The sequence below is a fragment of the Flammeovirgaceae bacterium SG7u.111 genome, from assembly GCA_034044135.1.
Classification (GTDB): Bacteria; Bacteroidota; Bacteroidia; order Cytophagales; family Flammeovirgaceae.
The window spans coordinates 3429057-3444986 of record CP139021.1 but is presented as its reverse complement, the minus strand read 5'-3'; the positions used below and the strand labels follow the sequence as shown (position 1 = coordinate 3444986).

At 39.3% G+C, this 15930-nt stretch carries 15 protein-coding genes; 9 read left to right on the top strand and 6 right to left on the bottom strand.

Going from position 1 to position 15930, the window contains the following annotated elements:
* Nucleotides 1–230: 230 nt before the first annotated feature.
* The 4 genes from cysN to R9C00_13345 form a co-directional block, all read right to left on the bottom strand.
* Nucleotides 231–1508: a sulfate adenylyltransferase subunit CysN gene (gene cysN / locus R9C00_13360; protein ID WPO38445.1), complete on the bottom strand. Its 1278-nt coding sequence runs from the start codon at nucleotides 1506–1508 to the stop codon at nucleotides 231–233.
* 59 nt (nucleotides 1509–1567) lie between these two features.
* Nucleotides 1568–2473: a sulfate adenylyltransferase subunit CysD gene (gene cysD / locus R9C00_13355; GenBank protein WPO38444.1), complete on the bottom strand. Its 906-nt coding sequence runs from the start codon at nucleotides 2471–2473 to the stop codon at nucleotides 1568–1570.
* Nucleotides 2474–2599: 126 nt separating this feature from the next.
* Nucleotides 2600–2884: a hypothetical protein gene (locus tag R9C00_13350; GenBank protein ID WPO38443.1), complete on the bottom strand. Its 285-nt coding sequence runs from the start codon at nucleotides 2882–2884 to the stop codon at nucleotides 2600–2602.
* A gap of 240 nt (nucleotides 2885–3124) precedes the next feature.
* A complete protein-coding gene (locus R9C00_13345; protein ID WPO38442.1) occupies nucleotides 3125–3553 on the bottom strand; it encodes a hypothetical protein in 429 nt (142 codons plus the stop codon).
* Nucleotides 3554–3718: 165 nt separating this feature from the next.
* On the opposite strand from R9C00_13345, the gene R9C00_13340 reads away from it, so the two are divergent.
* Complete coding sequence (locus R9C00_13340) at nucleotides 3719–4786, top strand: o-succinylbenzoate synthase (protein WPO38441.1); 1068 nt, start codon at nucleotides 3719–3721, stop codon at nucleotides 4784–4786.
* Here the strand turns inward: R9C00_13340 and R9C00_13335 are convergent.
* Together R9C00_13335 and R9C00_13330 are read right to left on the bottom strand one after the other, a co-directional pair.
* Nucleotides 4783–5445: a DUF4159 domain-containing protein gene (locus R9C00_13335; GenBank protein WPO38440.1), complete on the bottom strand. Its 663-nt coding sequence runs from the start codon at nucleotides 5443–5445 to the stop codon at nucleotides 4783–4785. The genes R9C00_13340 and R9C00_13335 overlap by 4 nt on opposite strands.
* Before the next feature lie 14 nt (nucleotides 5446–5459).
* Entirely contained in the window at nucleotides 5460–6176 is a 717-nt protein-coding gene (locus R9C00_13330; GenBank protein ID WPO38439.1) for a 16S rRNA (uracil(1498)-N(3))-methyltransferase, read from the bottom strand.
* Nucleotides 6177–6311: 135 nt separating this feature from the next.
* Between R9C00_13330 and R9C00_13325 the strand changes: the two genes are divergently transcribed.
* The 8 genes from R9C00_13325 to R9C00_13290 all read left to right on the top strand — a co-directional run bounded on the left by R9C00_13325 (nucleotide 6312) and on the right by R9C00_13290 (nucleotide 15924).
* Nucleotides 6312–6830: a DUF177 domain-containing protein gene (locus R9C00_13325; GenBank protein WPO38438.1), complete on the top strand. Its 519-nt coding sequence runs from the start codon at nucleotides 6312–6314 to the stop codon at nucleotides 6828–6830.
* 25 nt (nucleotides 6831–6855) lie between these two features.
* Nucleotides 6856–7047, top strand: a complete 192-nt coding sequence (gene rpmF / locus R9C00_13320; protein ID WPO38437.1) for a 50S ribosomal protein L32 — start codon at nucleotides 6856–6858, stop codon at nucleotides 7045–7047.
* A 381-nt stretch (nucleotides 7048–7428) separates the two neighbouring features.
* A complete protein-coding gene (locus R9C00_13315) occupies nucleotides 7429–8427 on the top strand; it encodes a beta-ketoacyl-ACP synthase III (GenBank protein WPO38436.1) in 999 nt (332 codons plus the stop codon).
* Nucleotides 8428–8471: 44 nt separating this feature from the next.
* Nucleotides 8472–9038, top strand: a complete 567-nt coding sequence (gene efp, locus R9C00_13310) for an elongation factor P (protein WPO38435.1) — start codon at nucleotides 8472–8474, stop codon at nucleotides 9036–9038.
* A gap of 61 nt (nucleotides 9039–9099) precedes the next feature.
* Complete coding sequence (gene accB, locus R9C00_13305) at nucleotides 9100–9582, top strand: acetyl-CoA carboxylase biotin carboxyl carrier protein (protein ID WPO38434.1); 483 nt, start codon at nucleotides 9100–9102, stop codon at nucleotides 9580–9582.
* 36 nt (nucleotides 9583–9618) lie between these two features.
* Nucleotides 9619–10965 carry an acetyl-CoA carboxylase biotin carboxylase subunit gene (gene accC / locus R9C00_13300; GenBank protein ID WPO38433.1) on the top strand — a complete coding sequence of 449 codons (1347 nt, stop codon included), beginning with the start codon at nucleotides 9619–9621 and terminating at the stop codon, nucleotides 10963–10965.
* A 188-nt stretch (nucleotides 10966–11153) separates the two neighbouring features.
* Entirely contained in the window at nucleotides 11154–13730 is a 2577-nt protein-coding gene (locus R9C00_13295) for an alpha-L-arabinofuranosidase C-terminal domain-containing protein (GenBank protein WPO38432.1), read from the top strand.
* 22 nt (nucleotides 13731–13752) lie between these two features.
* Nucleotides 13753–15924: a family 43 glycosylhydrolase gene (locus R9C00_13290; GenBank protein ID WPO38431.1), complete on the top strand. Its 2172-nt coding sequence runs from the start codon at nucleotides 13753–13755 to the stop codon at nucleotides 15922–15924.
* Nucleotides 15925–15930 lie beyond the last annotated feature (6 nt).

Sequence of the window (15930 nt, the reverse complement as noted above, 5' to 3'; positions counted from 1 at the left end):
TATAACGTAAACTAAAAATAACAAGACATCTTTTTCTAAAAACTTAACATTAGGGCTGTTTTTTTGATATACATCATAAATCATCTTGTTATGAAGTCAGGAAACAAGTTGTGGTTGAAAAATGATAGGAGGGAATGGAAGGCGTGTGAACTAAATGTTAATTCAGGGAAGGGCATAAAAAAACCAGCCAATTGAGGCTGGTTTAAAAATCAATCTATGAAACTTGAGTCTTACTTACTGCTAACAATCATTCCCGCTGCTACTGTTTCGTTGGTAGAGTCATCGATCATGATCAAGCTCCCAGTAGTTCTATTTCTTTTGTAAACATCAAAAAATAAAGGCTGGGTAGTTCTTAACTTCACCCTCACAATATCATTCATTTTAATTGAATCTTCCCCTGGGTTTGGAATGTTCTCCAAGGTTTCAATGTCAATTTTATTAACTACTTCTTTGATCATTGCCTTCACTTCCCTTGTAGTATGTTTTACAACGAATTTAGTGCGAGGAGCAGGTGATTTAGGGTTTAGCCAGCAAAGCATCACCTCAATATCTTGAGAATTAAAAGGTTCGCTTTCCCCATTTACCAGCATATCCCCTCTGCTGATGTCAATATCATCTTCAAGCTCAACAGTTACCGACATTGGGGCAAAAGCCTCGTCTAGCTCACCGTTGAGATCGGTTATTGACTTGATTTTTGACTTGAAACCTGAAGGCAATACGGTTACTTCTTTGCCTTTGGTAAGGATGCCTCCAGCCAATCTGCCAGCATAGCCTCTAAAATCGTGATATTCTTCGCTATGAGGGCGTATTACATATTGAACAGGAAGCCTGATGTCCAAGTGGTTGGTATCACTTGCGATGTGGACATGTTCCAATAAATGGAGCAGGGTAGAGCCGTCGTACCATTTCATGTTCTCCGAACGGTCAACCACGTTGTCTCCGTTCAAGGCACTCATTGGGATGTAGCTAATGTCTTTAACGTCTAACTTGCCGGCCATCCTCTTAAAATCCTCCACGATCTTTTCATATACATCTTGGTCATAATCAACCAAGTCCATTTTGTTGATACAAACAACCAAATGAGGGATTTTTAGCAATGAAGCGATAAAAGCGTGACGGTTAGTTTGTTCAACTATTCCGTGTCTCGCATCTACCAAAACCAAAGCCAAGTTTGCCGTTGATGCACCAGTAACCATGTTACGAGTGTACTGAACGTGCCCTGGAGTATCTGCTATGATAAATTTTCTTTTGGGAGTGGCAAAATATCTATACGCCACATCAATAGTGATTCCTTGCTCTCTTTCGGCTTTCAATCCGTCAGTTAGCAATGATAGGTCAATGTGTTCTAGACCTTTTTTTTCACTTGAAGTCTTTACTGCGGCAATTTGATCTTCGAAAATTGATTTTGAATCGTAAAGCAAACGCCCGATCAGCGTACTTTTTCCATCATCCACACTTCCTGCGGTAGTGAAGCGCAGGAGCTCCATATTTGCATAATCTTCAATCATTTCTTTATTTTTTTTGGCTTATGCCAATTTTTGTAAGTGTCCCTGTGAAAATAATTTGACTAAAAATAACCGTCTTTCTTACGGTCTTCCATGGCTGTTTCCGATCTTTTATCATCAGCCCTTGTGCCACGTTCTGTTTCTCTTGAAGCAGCCACTTCTTTGATCACATCGTCTAAGTTGTGTGCTTCAGAAACCACAGCTCCTGTACAGGTCATGTCGCCAATGGTGCGGAAACGCACTCTCATTTTCTTGGGAATCTCTGTTTCTTTGAGGTTAAGGAAAGGGCTCACGCCAAGGTACGATCCATCACGTTCAATCACTTCTCTTTCGTGGGTAAAATAAATAGGAGGGATGTCAATGTTTTCCAATTGAATATATTGCCATACATCCATTTCGGTCCAGTTACTAATAGGGAACACCCTAAAATGCTCGCCCATATTTTTCCTTCCATTGAACAGGTTCCAAAGCTCTGGTCTTTGGTTTTTAGGGTCCCACTGCCCAAAATCATCTCTGTGAGAGAAAAAACGTTCTTTAGCCCTTGCTTTTTCTTCATCTCTACGAGCGCCGCCCATAGCAGCATCAATTTTATGCTCTTCAAGGGTATCTAAAAGTGTAACTGTTTGAAGTGCATTTCTACTTGCGTAGTAACCAGTTTCTTCTTGTACTTTGCCTTCGTCAATAGATTTTTGAACTGAACCTACAATAAGCTTTGCTCCTATTTTTTCGGCTAGGTTATCCCTAAATTGGATGGTTTCTTCAAAATTGTGCCCGGTGTCCACATGGATCAATGGGAAAGGAATTTTGGCAGGATAAAATGCTTTTCTTGCAAGGTGGGTCATTATTATGGAATCCTTTCCACCTGAAAAAAGAATAGCAGGTCTTTCAAACTGAGCAGCCACTTCCCTGATAACAAACATGGATTCAGCTTCCAGTTCTCTTAAGTTGTTCAGATAATACTTCTTCATCACTCTGTAATTTGCCCTCTGTTTTTATGAAATTTATAGGCAATATTAACTAGAAATAATGGATTTTTAAAAATCTGGTATTACTGATTGGTATAATTCAAATTAAGTCCTCGTGAACAAAGCAACTTAGACATCTCCCGTCTTCGTTTTTTTGCCCATTCTTTTCTGGAATGTAATGGGGATGTATTCATCATTAGGCATTCCAATGTGAGTTAGTTGCCATTCGTCATCATACATGTTTACTATTTTTTTTATGCACTCAATACGAGTTTCTTGAGGCTCTTCACAATCTTCCCATTTGAATATTTCAACCCTGTAGTTGTAGCTGGTTTTGACGCCATTAACCCTGACATCTACCTCAATTTCGTGCTCTCCTGGCACATTGGGTATTTCAATTGCAATTGATTTCATGGTCAGTACACGTTTTAGTGGATAGGTAATTTGTTATATCAATTCCAATATTAATACCACTTTGCAAGAGGTTGAAAATCAATGTATAGCATTATAAAGTAAAAGTTTGATGTAACAACTGATGACCGTTGGCGGTCAATTTTGTCCGTTTGAGTACAGAATGTGCTGGGGATGGACTGAATAAAAACCCCCTTCTCATTTATTTTGAGAAGGGGGTTTTTATTGATTCAAATTGGTTGTTTACCGTCGGAAAGCAAGTACTGCCGCTCCGCAATGGCTTTTGGACTCCTTGAAGGAGAAGTTCATAAAATACAAGCCTGTCGATTTACATTTGTACTGAAGTCCTTCAAAAAACTTGTTGTTGTAATAATTGGTGGCGACCGTATTTCGTTCACCATCCAACAAGCTAAATACCAAACCATTTGCACCACCATCTTTGGTGCTCATAGTGAAAGAATAGTTGGTGTCCTTGCTCAAAATACACGAATACTCAATCGTTCTTTTTCTACCGCTTTTCCCATCTACACGGTAACTTTTTTCATAGAGAAACCCAGAGGAAATATTTTTCATGCTTTTTTCACTGTAAAGATCCGCATTGCATTGAGCAAAGGCAGAACCTACAATACTTACAGCAAAAAGTTGAAAAACAATAAAAAGGATGCTTTTCATAATGTTTAGTGATTTTTAAGTTGATTATCTTAAAATTTGCATGTGATTTTTTTACTCAGTTTACAAACGTTAGTGCTGCACAAATCGTGCACATCTTCTCTTACTTATTAACATTAAAGACTAAATATTCGTTAAACCGCTGAATATTAAAGACAAGAATTATTTATGGCAATTAAAGTAGATATCATCCCACATACACTCAAGTTTCATTTTGACGCAAGAACCTCAAGGGGCAGCCTTAAAACCAAAGAGACATTTTTCATAAAGTTGTATGATGACAGTACACCTTATATATATGGAGTGGGGGAGTGCAGCCCGCTTTCTGGCTTAAGTCCCGAATATGGATCTTCTTATCTGCCTTACTTGAAGTCTGCCTGCACTCAATGGGAAAACTCAAATAATCCTTCTTATTACAAAATTATTGAGCAATTGTCTTCTTATCCTAGTATTCAATTTGGGTTCGAAATGGCTTATATGGATTTTGTTGGCAAAGGGAAGAGAGCATTTTTTGTAACAGGTTTTGAAAAAGGGGAATCTCGAATTCCAATAAATGGTCTTATCTGGATGGGAAGCAGGCAATTCATGTTTGACCAAATAAAGAAGAAGTTGAACGAGGGGTTTGAGTGTATCAAAATAAAAGTAGGTGGAATTGATTTTGAAGAAGAGTGCGGACTCTTAGCATATATCCGGAATGAATTTTCAGCAGAGGAAATAACTTTGAGGGTGGATGCAAACGGTGCTTTTTCACCTAAAAATGCTATTGAAAAGCTGAAAAGACTTTCTGAATTTGAATTGCATTCAATAGAGCAGCCCATTAAGCAAGGACAACTGGAACGCATGGCAAGTTTGTGCGAATTGTCTCCAATTCCCATTGCCTTAGACGAGGAGCTGATAGGGGTGAAGGACAAAAAGAATTTGTTGGAAACGATCAAACCTCCTTTTATTATCTTGAAACCTTCTTTACTTGGAGGTTTTTTGGCAACTCAGGAGTGGATTAGAACTGCCGAAGAAATGAACATTGGTTGGTGGATCACTTCAGCTTTAGAATCAAATATTGGTCTAAATGCTATTTGCCAACTGACTTCCGCATATCCTGTCGAAATGCCCCAAGGACTAGGGACAGGCATGCTTTATTCTAATAATATCAACTCGCCACTAACGGTAAATAGCGGCGAGATTTATTGGGACATACATGGAAATTGGGACAACTCCTTTTTCAAAGCGGAAGTCTAAAATTGGGTAAGGGCGTAGGAGAGAATGTTTGCGCCCATTTGAAGTGCTTTCAACCTTACTTCTTCAGGGTCATTATAAATTACTTGATCTTCCCAGCCATTTCCCAAGTCGCTTTCAAAAGAATAATAACAAACAAGCCTGCCTTCGTAAATGATGCCAAAACCTTGGGGAGGTTTGTTGTCATGTTCATGGATTTTGGGTATCCCTTCAGTAAATCTAAATTTTTGACTGTAAATAGGATGGTCGAATGGGACTTCTATAAATTCTAGTTCTGGGAATACTTTTTTCATTTCAACCCTAATGAACTTGTCTAATCCATAATTATCATCTATGTGCAAAAAGCCTCCAGAGATCAAGTAATTTCTAAGGTTTGCGGCTTCTGCTTGCGAAAACACAACGTTGCCGTGCCCAGTCATGTACACCCACGGATAGGAAAACAACTCTGGGCTTCCTACTTCCACTATTTCATCTTGGGGGTTTATGTTCAGGTTTAGGGTTTGGTTACAAAAACGAATAAGGTTGGGCAAGGCGGTCTTGTTGGCATACCAGTCCCCACCACCGTTGTATTTAAGTTTTGCCAACTTAAAGGAATAATCTTGCCCAAAAGCTGAGCAAATAATGAACGTAGTGCTTATGAGTAATAGAGCTTTTTTGAACATAGCTTATGATCGAATTATATCTGATTTAATAAATTGAGCGTGGTGCAGCTTACTACACCGGCTGTCTCTGTCCTTAACCTTTTCTCCCCTAAACTTACAATTTCGAAATCTTCTTGACGAGCCTGTGCCACTTCTTCTTCCGAGAATCCTCCTTCAGGGCCTATTAATATAAGGTAGTTGGAGCCTTTTATTGCTTTTTTAAACAACGTTTGGTCTGGGTCTTGCGCTTCATGTGCTAAAAATTTCTGAAAACTGGTTTTTTCAATAGACGCTAGAAAATCAGGAAGCTTGACTAGTTCGTGTATTTTAGGCATATCATATGCGTAAGACTGTTTCATGGCACTTAGCGCTATTTTTTTAAGTCTGTCCAGCTTCAATACTTTTCGCTCCGAATTTTGGGACAAAATAAAGGAAATGCGATCTATGCCAATCTCCACCGACTTTTCTATAAACCATTCGATCCGGTCATTGTTTTTGGTAGGAGCGATGGCTATATGGATACTATAGTTTTTTTTAGGGCTCTTATTTTCATGCCTCATTACTTTAAGACCGGTCTTTTTGAAATTTGCTTCAGTAATTTCGCAAGTAAACAGACCGCCTTTCCCATTTATAACCATAACTTGGCTACCTTTGCCGAGGCGCATCACTTTACAGCAATGCCTCGACTCTTCTTCCGATAAATTGAAATATTCTGTGGTTTCGCTGATATTTTCTTCAAAAAACAAGTACATTTCCTTATTATATTACCAATTTGGGTTTAGTTTATTCGGGCAATATGTGATTTAATGATAAAATATCACAAATTCATGCTCAGAAAAAATAAATAATTTTTAAATTTGCAGCTTGAAAAATCAAAGGAGGCGCTTTTGAAAGAGTTTATTGTAAATATAGTATTCAAAACAAAAGCTGAAAAGGAATTTGTTTTCGATATAGAAGATAGTTTTTTTGAACACTTTGGTTCAGATTTGGTAGAAGGGGGGAAGCTAGAGGCGAAAGCCGAAATAGTAAGCTCTGCTACCATGCTCGAAACAAGGTTTGACATTAAAGGAACTGTAAAGCTTTTGTGTGACAGGTCTCTTGAGCCTTTTGATTTTATGATCGAAACGCAAAAAAAGTTGTTCTTCAAGTTTGGGGAAAGCTTTGAAGAGATGTCTGATGAGATCATTGTAATACCACAGGGGACATACGAACTTGATTTGTCCCAGTACCTGTACGACTTCATTATGATGTGCGTGCCGGCAAAAAAGATTCATCCAAAATATGCTGAAGATAGCGAACCGCTGTTTTTTAGTACAGATAAAGATAGTAACACGGCTGGTGATTCGGAAGATGAAGAGCCCAATACTGATCCCCGATGGGATAAATTGAAAAACTTGAAATTTTAATTAAGACAAAAAACGTAAGAATAAAATGGCACATCCTAAACGAAAGATTTCCAAGCAAAGAAGAGATAAAAGACGTACGCACCAAAAACTTACTTTGCCTACGTTGGCTACATGCCCAACTACTGGTGAAACTCATGTTTTCCACCATGCTCACTGGTCAGAAGGTAAGTTGTACTACAAAGGTAAAGTTGTGATGGAAAAAGAAGTTGCTGTATAAGCTACCGACATTCAGATCATTAAAAAAAGAGAAGTTTCGGCTTCTCTTTTTTTGTGGACTAGTTTTATTGTCATTTTGCCCAACATAAACATTTGTCTTTCAGCTTTAAGTGCTCATTAGATTAATGTTTTGTTAAAAAACCACCATTTTTCTTTCTAAATTGCGAAGCCAAAATCAGGCAGATAATCCCAGCTCAATTTGGAGATTAAGCCATTCCTGTTGTACTTTGCACCGTTTACGAACATGATTAAACAGGTGTTTTTGGAAACCATGCAGCAGTTCACAGACTTTATGTATTGTTAAAGTGCGATAAAGGCAGACGCAAAACAGTTTCGGACAGCATATGCTTTCAAAAACAAAACAAACATTTTTTTAGATCAGATGAACAACCTAAAAGCAGCCATAACGGGAGTAGCAAGCTATTTGCCCGAATATGTGCTTACCAACCAGGAAATTGAAAAGCTTGTGGACACGAATGATCAATGGATTCGTGAGAGAAGCGGAATTGTAGAAAGAAGAATATTAAAAGGAGAAGGCAAAGGCAGTTCTTATATGGGAATAAGAGCGGTCAAAAACTTGCTCGAAAAAACCAATACAGATCCTGCAGATATAGATCTGATCATCTGTAGCACAGTTACACCAGATATGATGTTCCCTGCTACGGCAAATATTATAGCCAATGGAGTAGGAGCAACCAACTCATTTAGCTTCGACATGAACGCCGCCTGCTCAGGCTTTTTGTTTGCGCTCTCTAATGCTTCTCAATATATAGAAACAGGGAGATGCAAAAAAGTAGTGGTAGTAGGCGCTGAGAAAATGTCTAGTATAGTCGATTATACCGATCGGACTACTTGTATTTTGTTTGGTGATGCAGCTTCAGCAGTTTTGGTAGAGCCTGACGAAAGTGGGCTCGGCATTCAAGATTTTTACTTGAAAACAGATGGTTCTGGAGAGAAATTCTTGAACATGAAAGCTGGTGGAAGTAGGAGGCCTGCATCTCACGAAACTGTGGATAATGGAGAGCATTTTATCCATCAGGAGGGGAGGACGGTCTTTAAATTTGCTGTGACCAACATGGCCGATGCAGCAGAAGAGATCATGAAACGAAACAACTTAACCGGCGATGACGTAGCTTATTTGGTACCTCACCAGGCTAACAAACGAATTATTGAAGCAACTGCCAACAGGATGGGAGTAGACAACAGCAAAGTTATGCTCAATATTCAAAACTATGGAAACACCACCTCTGCTACTATTCCATTGTGCCTTTGGGACTACGAAAACAAACTTAAGAAAGGAGACAATTTAGTTTTAGCTGCATTTGGCGGCGGCTTCACTTGGGGCTCGCTTTACCTGAAATGGGCTTATGATCCAAAATAGAATACCTTTTCGAAATATCATAAATCAATTATAGTAAATTAATTATGGCAACTACTGCAGATTTTAGAAACGGTTTATGTATTGAATACAACCACGGCATATATACAATTGTGGAGTTTCAACATGTAAAGCCAGGTAAAGGTCCTGCTTTTGTAAGGACAAAACTGAAAAGCCTTAGCAACGGAAGAGTAATCGACAACACTTTCACTGCCGGACATAAGATCACCACAGCTCGGATTGAAAGGAGAAAATACCAATACCTTTACAAGGATGATTTGGGGTACCACTTTATGGATGCCGAAACCTATGAGCAGATGAGCATAGAAGAGGATTTGGTGTCAAATGCCGACCTCATGAAAGATGGGCAAGAAGTAGAAGTGATCGTCCATGCAGAAGAAGAAACAGTGATGGGTTGTGAATTGCCCCCATTTGTAAATTTGAGGGTGACTTACACAGAACCTGGTATAAAAGGAGATACGGCGACCAATGCTACCAAACCTGCTACCTTAGAAACCGGAGCTGAAATCCAAGTCCCTTTGTTTGTGGACCAAGATGTTCTTATAAAAATTGATACGCGTACTCGCTCTTACTCGGAAAGGGTGAAAGAATAACTTGTTTTATTGATTATAGAATAGAAGGGAAAGAGTTAAAAAAAACTACACGAAATTAATTATGAAAGCAAAAGAGATTAAAGAATTAATTGATTTTATATCAAGCTCTGGATTGGCAGAAGTGAATATCGAAACAGATGAGATTAAACTTCACATCATTAAGCAGCATAAATCTGATGGCGTTCAAGTAGTAGAACAAGTAGTTGCGCAGCAACCTGTTGCCACTCCTCAGCCAGTAGCCCAGCCTGCTGCCGCTCCAATTGAAAGCGCTGCTCCTTCAGCACCTCCTGCTGAAAGCAATAATTATATCACGATCAAATCACCAATGATCGGTACTTTCTACAATTCTCCTAATCCAGATAGCGATGCTTTTGTAAGCGTAGGCGACCAAGTAAGTGCAGGTAAAGTCGTTTGTATTATCGAAGCCATGAAGCTTTTCAACGAAATTGAGTCAGAAATTTCTGGCAAAGTCGTGAAAGTTTTGGTAGATAACGCAACACCTGTTGAGTATGACCAACCATTGTTTTTGGTCGATCCTTCCTAATAAATTTGGTCAAATTTTATTACAAACCTAATTATCGTGTTTAAAAAAATATTAATTGCAAACAGGGGAGAAATAGCCCTCAGAATTATCCGTACCTGTAAAGAGATGGGGATAAAAACGGTGGCTGTTTACTCTAAAGCAGATAAAGACAGCTTGCATGTTCGGTTTGCTGACGAAGCCGTTTGTATTGGTCCTGCTGTCAGCTCAGAATCGTATTTGAACATTCCAAGACTCATGGCTGCTGCAGAAATCACCAATGCAGATGCCATCCATCCTGGCTACGGTTTTCTTGCCGAAAACGACAGGTTTTCTGAGATTTGCGAAGAATACAATGTCAAATTCATAGGAGCTTCTGCCCAAATGATTCGTTCTATGGGTGATAAGGCTACGGCAAAGGCAACTATGCAAAAAGCTGGAGTTCCGACTATCCCTGGGTCTGATGGGGTAGTGGATGACATGGAGGAAGCAGTGTTGATTGCAAAAGAAATTGGATATCCTGTTATTTTGAAAGCTACTGCTGGTGGTGGTGGAAAAGGAATGAGGATAGTGGAAGAAGAGAGTGGCTTCAAAAAAGCGTGGGACAGTGCAAAAGCTGAGTCTGGTGCGGCTTTTGGAAACGATGGCTTGTACCTTGAAAAGTTCGTGGAAGAACCAAGGCATGTAGAGATACAGGTTTTTGGTGATAGCCATGGTAATGCTTGTCATCTTTCGGAAAGGGATTGCTCTATTCAGAGAAGACACCAGAAGTTGGTAGAGGAAGCTCCATCACCTGCCGTTGATGACGATTTACGTGAAAGGATGGGCAAGGCCGCGATTGCTGGAACTAAGGCTGTAAACTATGAAGGAGCAGGAACTATTGAGTTTTTGGTCGATAAACATGGTGATTTCTATTTTATGGAAATGAATACCAGAATTCAAGTAGAACACCCTGTTACAGAAGAAGTTATGGTGGATCATGACCTTATAAAAGAGCAAATAAAGGCTGCTGCTGGAATAGAAATATCAGGAAAAAACTACTACCCAAAGCGGTTTGCTATGGAGTGTAGGATCAATGCAGAAGACCCAAGGAACGGATTTAGACCGAGTCCAGGAACAATAACAACGCTTCATATGCCCGGAGGCGTGGGGGTTCGAGTAGATTCTCACGTATATACAGGTTATACTATTCCTCCGAACTACGATTCTATGATTGCCAAGCTAATCGTGTCGGGACCGACACGTGAAGATGTAATTAAAAGAATGAAACGTGCATTGGAAGAATTTGTGATTGAAGGAATTAAAACTACAATTCCATTCCACTTGAGCTTAATGGACAATAAACAGTTCCAGAGTGGACATTTTACGACCAAGTTTTTAGACGACTACGACTTTTCGAAAATTTGAGAGCATAGTCAAAAAAATAAATCCAATGAGCCTTATATATACTTTATAAGGCTCTTTTTTTATGCAAAAAACAGCTATCCACCTACCTCAAACCTTCAGTCCTAAACATTTATTTTGCTATATATTTCTTTAGAATTTAAAAGTTTGTACATTTATAAATGTAAATACTACATTAATAAATATGAAGAATGATGCGAAAAGGAGTTTTGACAATTTTCATGTTGGTTTTGCTGGTAGGAAATAGTATTTCCTCACCAAGAAATGCAGATTCGGTTTTTGTGTTTGCTTATTCAGTCAATGAAGGAAGAAGTGGCTTGACATTGGCTTGGAGTGTTGATAAAACAAACTGGCATGCCATAGGTCCAGAACACTGCTTTTTATTTTCCGATTTTGGAAGATGGGGAGCACAAAAAAGGATGTTCTCGCCTTACTTGTTTCAAGAAGAATCTGGGACTTGGCACTGCATTTGGCAACTAAATTCGGATGCGGGGCAGTTTGCTCATACTACCTCCTCCAACTTATATGAATGGGGGCGACAATCTTACCCCCAAGTAATGGCATCGGGTAATTTTATGGAACCTGAAGTCACCCAACAAGGTGATCACTTCCTCATAAGTTGGAAAAGCGAAGGAGGAGAAAAAGAAGGATACTTTTCAGCTACTACTAAAGATTTCAAAACCTATACTGCAACCAAGTCTTACCCAAAGAATGATCGCTTAAGTGTTCGAAAAGAAGTGTTGATTAATGGGAAAAAACACAAGGGGCAACTAAAAAAAGTAAGTTGGGATTTGGTGGATAAACTCATTAAAAATTATGAGTGGATGCAATTTCACAACAGTGAAAGGGCGGAAACTTTGACAGATGATCCAATGCAGTTTGCCAACCTCAAACCTCTAGAAGCTAAAATCACCCCTAAGTCTGATGAGTCCAAAAGGATTAGTGATATGCTCATCGGGATATTTTTTGAAGACATCAGCTATGCTGCCGATGGTGGGCTTTATGCAGAGCTAGTTCAAAACAGAGACTTCGAATACAACCTCAATGAAAAAGAGAATAGAGACAAAACCTGGACAAGCAAGAAGGCGTGGACTGTAAGTGGAAATGCTACTTTCAACATCGATACAATTAACCCTATCCACCCAAATAATAGGCATTTTGCCGTGCTTGACATTAAGGAAAAAGGTGTTGCCCTCACAAATGAAGGCTGGGATGGAATTCCAGTAGAAAAAGACAAAAAATATGATTTTTCCATTTTTGTCAAAACAGCCAAAGGAAATAAAGGTTCGCTAAAAATCCGATTAGTTGTTGATGGAAAAATACTGGGAGAGGGCAAGATAAATAAAATAGGAAGCGAATGGAAAAAGCAAAGCACTATCATCAAAGTAGTTGAAACTGCGAGTAATGCTACATTAGAAGTAGTTCCTGAAATAATTGGAACAATCCAATTGGATATGATTTCCTTATTTCCTCAGCATACGTTCAAGAACAGGAAAAATGGGTTGCGTGCAGATCTTGCACAAACAATAGCTGATCTGAATCCTACATTCATCAGATTCCCAGGTGGTTGTGTTGCACATGGTGATGGGTTAGACAATATTTACCGTTGGGAAAACACCATTGGTCCATTGGAGAGCAGAGTGCCCCAAAAAAATATTTGGCATTATCACCAAACTGCAGGATTGGGTTATTATGAATATTTCCAGTACTGTGAAGATTTAGGAGCAGCTCCATTGCCAGTTGTTGCAGCGGGTGTGCCTTGTCAAAATTCTGCGACCGGAGGTCATGGGCAACAATGTGGAATTCCTATGGAAGAGATGGGTGATTATGTGCAGAGCGTGTTAGATTTGATAGAATGGGCAAATGGAGACAAGAACTCCAAATGGGGGAAAAAGCGAGCTGAAGCTGGGCATCCTGAACCTTTCAACTTAAAATACCTTGGTGTGGGAAATGAGGATTTGATCACCGATATCTTTGAAGAGCGCTTTACCATGATCTATGATGCGATCAAGGAAAAGTACCCAGAGATAGTGGTAATTGGCACTGTGGGGCCGACTTATAGAGGAACGGATTACGAACAAGGTTGGGAATTGGCTAAGAAGTTGGAAGTGCCTATAGTAGATGAGCACTATTACCAACCTCCAGGATGGTTTATAAACAATCAAGATTTCTACGACAAATATGACCGCAATGGGCCTAAGGTCTATTTAGGAGAGTACGCAGCCCATACTCGTGGAAGAAGGATGAACATAGAAACTTCTTTATGTGAAGCCTTATACTTGACTGCTGTAGAGCGAAATGGAGATATAGTTTCAATGACATCATTTGCTCCTTTATTGGCCAAAGAAAAACATATGAGTTGGACTCCTGACCTTATTTATTTCAACAATACGGAAGTAAAACCAACAGTCGATTATTATGTACAAAAACTATATGGCCAAAATGTGGGTACGCAATACATCCCATCTTTTGTAGATTTATCAGCGGGAGACAATAAAGTCGAACAACGTGTTGGCGTCTCCATAGTGAAAGACGAGGACTCTGGAGATTTGATTATCAAATTAGTGAACCTTTTGCCAGTTGAGGTTAGTTCAACAATTGATTTGAGCGATTTTCAGCTAAAAAGTGAAGGGGTTTTGACTATCATGGAAGGTGAACCAAAAGACGAAACCGTAATTCCAATAGAAAAGAACATTCAAATTTCAGACAACCTAGAATACAAGATTCCGGCATATTCTTTTACCGTAATCCGAGCAAAATCTATTTAGATCACAAAACCCTAAAACTAATATGAAAATGACAAATTCTCGAATACTAAGGTCTTTACTAGCTTTAGTTTGTGCATTTGCCGTATTTACAGGCTGCACACAAGTGGAAGAGAAAACTACTGCATACCTATTCACTTATTTTACAGGGAATGCACCTGGTGAAGAAGCTATTCATTTTGCGGTGAGTACAGACGGGTATCATTATAGAGCGCTCAACAATAACAAACCAATTATAGATTCTAAAGAAATCAGTACATCGGGCGGTGTGCGTGATCCGCATATATTGAGAGGTGCAGATGGTGATTTTTACATGGTGGTAACTGACCTTTATGTACCAGAAATGGGTTGGAAAAACTATGCAATGGTTTTATTGAAATCAACTGATCTAATCAATTGGACTTCTTCTAAAATAAATATCCCTGAGACTTTCCCTGAAGAATTTGGCGATGTTTGGAGGGTATGGGCTCCACAAACCATCTACGATCAGGAAGTAAAAAAATACATGATCTATTTTTCTATGAAGCAGAAAGAAGATCCTGATAAAATTTATTATGCTTATGCAAATGAGGATTTTACTGCGCTAGAAACACTCCCTAAACAGCTTTATTTCCCTCCTGCGACCAGCAATAACAAAGCTTGTATAGATGGAGATATTATTTATAAAGACGGGAAATTCCATCTTTTCCACAAAGCTGAAGACGGAAAGCCGGGAATCAAACTAGCTATTTCAGACAAGCTTACGGAAGGTTATGAACTGGTGAGTAATGATCGTGTGGATTCAGAAACCAACCCTGTGGAAGGAAGTGGGATCTTCAAATTAAACAATTCTGAAGAGTGGATTTTGATGTACGATGTCTATACACAAGGTGGCTACCAGTTTACAAAAAGTAGTGATCTGAAAAAGTTTGCAGTGATAGACGAGAATATTTCCATGAATTTCCACCCAAGGCACGGAACAGTTTTGCCCATTACAGATAGTGAGCTGAAATTACTTATTCAAAAGTGGGAAAGTCCTGAAGATCCGTTAGTTGATGCAACTTCGTCTTCTATCAAAAAATTGAATATTGTAAAAAATGGACAAGAACGAAAAATAAAATTGCCCGTAAAAAACGGCACGGATTTAACGCAATTCGATCCTGAGTTCACTTCTTTTCCTACAGTTGTAATCAACCCTAAAGGGCCGCAAGACTTTTCAGATGGAGGAGTGGAATATACGGTGAGCGTTGAAGGTAAAAGTCCAGAACCATGTACTGTAGAAGTATCGGTAGATCACAATCCAGTGCTTGATGGTTACTATGCAGATCCAGATGTGTTGTATGCTGAAAAAACGGGAAAATACTACTTATATCCAACTTCAGATGGCTTCAATGGCTGGGGCGGTTATTACTTCAAAGTATTCTCTTCAGATAATTTGGTTGATTGGACAGATGAAGGAATCATTCTAGACTTAAAAAAGGAAGGCGAGGTTACTTGGGCAAATAGAAATGCTTGGGCGCCTTGCATAGTGGAGAAGGAAATAGATGGGGAATACAAGTATTTCTACTATTTCACGGCAGCCCAAAAAGTAGGGGTGGCAGTGGCGGACAATCCAACTGGTCCATTTGTAGACTCAGGCAAGGCATTGATAGATTGGAAACCAGAAGGCGTTAAAGGAGGGCAAGAAATTGACCCTGATGTATTTACCGACCCTCAATCTGGAAAGAGCTATTTGTATTGGGGCAATGGCTACATGGCTGCCGCAGAGCTTAACGATGATATGGTTTCACTCAAAAAAGAAACATTGAAATTATTGACGCCTGATCAAACCTACAGAGAAGGGGCGTATGTGATTTATCGCAACGGCACTTATTACTTCATGTGGTCGGAAGATGATACACGCAGCCCGAATTACAAGGTTCGCTATGCAACAGCGACGTCCCCTATGGGTGATTTTACCATCCCTGGAAACAACATTGTCATAGCACAAGATGCTGAACAAGAAATCTTTGCCACAGGGCATAATTCTGTGATTCAACTTCCAGGCAGAGACGAATGGTATATAGTTTACCATCGGTTCACCTACCCAAAAGGGAAGTCGATGGGCAGGTCAGCGGGTTTCCACAGAGAGGTTTGCATTGATGAATTGAAATTTGCCGAAGATGGCTCAATCATTCAAGTGAAACCTACTTTAAAAGGAATCGAACCTGTTAATTAATTTAAG